Annotated in this window: 4 protein-coding genes; 2 read left to right on the top strand and 2 right to left on the bottom strand. The window is 63.6% G+C overall.

Annotation, left to right across the window (positions count from 1 at the left end; genetic code table 11):
• Together ON39_RS34495 and ON39_RS34490 are read right to left on the bottom strand one after the other, a co-directional pair.
• Nucleotides 1–282 (bottom strand): phosphotransferase (locus ON39_RS34495; RefSeq protein WP_040740499.1); only part of this gene is annotated, 282 nt, incomplete at its 3' end.
• Nucleotides 283–425: 143 nt separating this feature from the next.
• On the bottom strand, nucleotides 426–1028 hold the full coding sequence (locus ON39_RS34490; protein ID WP_040740498.1) for a DinB family protein: 603 nt from the start codon (nucleotides 1026–1028) through the stop codon (nucleotides 426–428).
• A gap of 765 nt (nucleotides 1029–1793) precedes the next feature.
• Here ON39_RS34490 and ON39_RS34480 point away from each other — a divergent pair.
• Nucleotides 1794–2675: a hypothetical protein gene (locus ON39_RS34480; protein ID WP_146251475.1), complete on the top strand. Its 882-nt coding sequence runs from the start codon at nucleotides 1794–1796 to the stop codon at nucleotides 2673–2675.
• Nucleotides 2676–2949: 274 nt separating this feature from the next.
• A partial coding sequence (locus tag ON39_RS34475) for an IS701 family transposase (protein WP_040740500.1) occupies nucleotides 2950–3966 on the top strand: 1017 nt, incomplete at its 3' end.

Below are 3966 nucleotides of genomic sequence, written 5' to 3'. Positions count from 1 at the left end.
ACACGGGGAACCCTCGGATGGTTCACCGGACCGCACCGGGGTCGGCACCGGGAGCGGCAGGCGCGGGGCCAACACAGGTAGCCACCGCCGCTCCTTGAGCTGAAGATCCGGGGTGGAGTCCATGCGCTGCATGCGCACGACCAACTCGTCCCCAAGGCGCCACATTTGGTTGCCCCAGCCGCCCGCCACCTCCCGAATGGTCAGCCCTGCAAGATCCGGATGTTGCTCCCGCAGCAGGTCACGGACCAGGTCTGCGGTGATCTCGATCTCGGTGCCCGACATGCGAAGTCAGTGTACTGAGGCAGCAGACCGAGTGGCAGATCAGAGGCTTTGCGACGGACGGCCCGAAGTTGAGAGAAGCAGATGTGGGTCGCCTGCATTTGAGCTGGGGATTTCGCCGACACAGTTTCGTGGTTTCGTCGCCATTACGGCGTGAGGTCGTGATCGGATTTGGTGGCGGCTGCGATGGCGGCTCGTTCGATCTCGGCATGCTGGACCTCCCGGAAGTCGGCGTCACGCTGCTGGCTCGCGTAGTCGGCGGCAGTGCCAGTTGAGCCGTCGAGCTGTTCGCGCAGGAGATCGGCATGTCCAGCGTGCCTGCTGGTCTCGGTGAGCATGTGGACCAAAACGTTGAACAGCATCACCTCGGGGCGTGGCCACCACGGCACGTGGCCGGGCGAGTCGATGTCGAGGGCGGTGATCGTCGCATCGGAGTGCGCCCAGACACGCTGGTAGCGGCCGACGATCTCCTCGCGCGGCTCGTGCTCAGTTGCCCACATATCGGTGCCTCGGGCCTCGACGTCATCCCATCGGGGCAGAGGCTCACGGAACGGGCGGTGGAAAACCTCGCCGAAGTAGCGCGATTCCCACAGCGACAAGTGCTTGACCAGGCCGAGAAGGTTGGTTCCCGTCGCGGTCAGCGGGCGGCGGATATCGTACTCGCCGAGCCCGTCGAGCTTCCAGATCATCACCTCACGAAACCGTCGCAGCTCGCTGTGCAGATATTGTTTCGCGAACTCGTCGATCACGGGACACAAGCCTGCCACGCACCGAAACGCATTCGCGCATCGGATGTCGCGCCCACGGCATCGAGGCCGACCCGCCGCAGGTGCGAGACCGCGCCACGTACAACGACCAGTTCGCCATGCCTTCTCAACAGCAAACGAATCCACACCGTCCCGCCCCCAGTAGATGACCTCATGGACCACCCTCTAGTGCTGCTGCTGGACACGAAATTCTCGTCGTAGTTCAGAGAAGCCTGCATCCGATGCCCCATGTTGCGTGTTGAACCTGCCCAGGAGCACCGACTCCTCGCCATCATCGTCAACCTCGACGACCGGCTGCGAGAAGCACGGGAACGGGGATGGCACGGCGAAGTCGACGGACTCAGCGTCAGTATCGAGGCGGCCCGGCAAAAGCTCGCCCACATGCGCAAACTCTCCCGGACCACGACCGCCGATCTGCCCACCCCCCGTCGTGGTCGACCTGATCGCCACTAGATCCTGCCGCCTGTGACCAAGATCCGGATCCGACCGAAAAGCAGCGAGAACCCCTGGAGTTGCCACTGCACCAATCGCACGACCGCGTGGGCGCGACGTCGCCGACGAGTACCCACCGGACCGAACACCGGCCGTCGGCGGCGACACGCTATAGCACGCTCGCCACCACTTACCGCGCCGAACCGAGCCCGACCCTGGTTCTGGTGTGTCGAAGGGCTTAATCATTGCCGGAGACAGCCCAATGTTCTCCATGATTCTGCGACGAATATGTTCTGGCGCAGTAAAATCTGCATCATGGCCAATTTCCCGACATCCAGCTTCACGATAACCAACAACGAGACCGGCCGCAGCGTTCGAGTTCTCCTCGGTGAGACGCGCGATGTCGGTTACTACAAGGAGGGCACGAAATACGAGGCCTACGTCAGTGGGAAGCCACAGCTCGGAATGGGAAACAACGACGGCAGCATGGACTATCAGTGGTACTACGACACTCGCTACGACACCGTTGATCGCGCACCGGCCAACCAGATCGTCAGCGAGGCTGTCAAACAGAAGCAGAACATCGGCAACTACTGCGTCAACATTTATCCGAACTACCGCAGCCAGGCGCCACAGAAAGCTCCCGATCCCGAGAAAGAGAAGCGGCGGCAAGCCGCGGAGCAGGAGGCAGCGCGCCTGCGACGCCTGCCCATACCCGACGAATGGAAAGGCAGCCAGAAGGTATGGGTCGCCCTCTACATGAGGACCCGAACCGTCCACGACAAACCCTCAAAGGAAGGTTCGTCGTACATCGAATGGGTCGCCCAGCGAGGGAAAAAGGACGACTCGTTCAAAGCTTGGCTCGACTGGACGGGCAGCAAGGACGCGTTGGTTCAGGCCCTTCAGGACTTCGCGACAGCCGCCGATGAAGACAAGAAGACATATACGCCGCCGCCGGTCTCGGACAAACCCGCCGGGCGCAAGAGCGTTTTCGACTGCGAGATGAAGCTGTACGGCACTGGAACCTCTCGCGGCGGCAACAACTATCGCTGGCAAACAGATGGAACCTACATCTGGGCTTGCGATGATCGCGACGGCCTCCCGGCAAGCGACACCTACTGGACCGACGTAGACGGGAAACTGGTCGGGCGCAGCAAGGGCGGACCGGGCCAAACCTGGACACTTAAACGCGCATAGCGTTCCAGACGCACCGATGCCCCACACGATCGCGTGCGGGCATCGGTGCGCCCCCGGGATCTGTTTTGCGATGACACTACGCCACAGGCAGCGGCGGGGGTCGGATGCTGACGCGCGCTGGTTGCTCGGCCGACGCCAGCGCTAGTCCGGAGAATGTAGTCATAGATCCGGGCCGAACTCGGCACGTTCGGATTCAGTCCCGGTACGCGGTTCAGGGGCTTAGGGTTAATACTGCAACTGCACTCGCGTGACTCGTTGCTGGTAGACCTGTCGGGTGGTGTTGGATCGTGCTGTGGCCGAACTAGTTTCGTTGTTGGTGAGGATTGGGGTACGGTTCACTCGCGCTGAGCCGCGGGGGCGGGCGGGTGAGTATGTGTCGGGTCTGGTGGCGGCTCTGGAACGCAAGAATGGGTGGACGCTGGCCGAACGTGCTGGTAAGAGCGCCCCGGATGGGATGCAGCGGTTGCTGCGGGCCGCGGATTGGGACGTCGACGGAGTGCGTGATGATGTGCGCGACTATGTGGTCGAGCACCTCGGCGACCCTGCGGCGGTGTTGGCCGGTGACGAGACCGGCTTCCTGAAGAAGGGCACCAAATCCGCTGGCGTGCAACGGCAGTATTCCGGCACGGCCGGACGTACGGAGAACTGTCAGATCGGTGTTTTCCTCGCGTATGCGTCCAAGCACGGGCACGCCCTGATCGACCGGGAACTCTATGTTCCCGAATCGTGGACCTGCGATCGTGAGCGCTGCCGTGACGCCGGGATCCCCGACGAGGTCGAGTTCGCGACCAAGCCACGGCAGATGATCGCGGTGCTCGAACGCGCCCTGGCTGCGAAGGTGCCCTTCGCGTGGTTCACCGCGGATGAAGCCTATGGTCAGGCCGGCTACCTGCGGGCTTGGTGCGAAGACCACGACGTGTTCTACGTGATGGCCACCCGCTGCGACCACCAGCTGACCACCCGCGCCGACCGTGTCGCCCGCGCTGATCAGCTGGTCGCGGAGTTCGGCGACCGCACCTGGCAGCGGCTTTCGGTCGGTGCCGGCGCGCACGGGCCGCGCGAATTCGACTGGGCGCGCCGCCAGATCGAGGGCACTTGGGCGTCCGGCCGCGGGCACTGGCTGCTGGCGCGGCGCTCGATCGGCGACCCGACCGAGATCGCCTACTACATCTGCTACGGCCCAGCCGCCGCGCGGCTGGTCGATCTGGCATGGACCGCCGGGTCACGCTGGCACGTCGAAGAGGCATTTCAACAGGCCGAAGGCGAGGCCGGGCTCGACAGCTGCTTCCCT

This window comes from Nocardia tenerifensis NBRC 101015 (genome assembly GCF_000308715.1).
In the GTDB taxonomy this organism is placed as follows: Bacteria; Actinomycetota; Actinomycetes; order Mycobacteriales; family Mycobacteriaceae; genus Nocardia; species Nocardia tenerifensis.
Note: the sequence above shows the minus strand (reverse complement) of the source record. Positions and strands in the feature narration are given on the sequence as shown.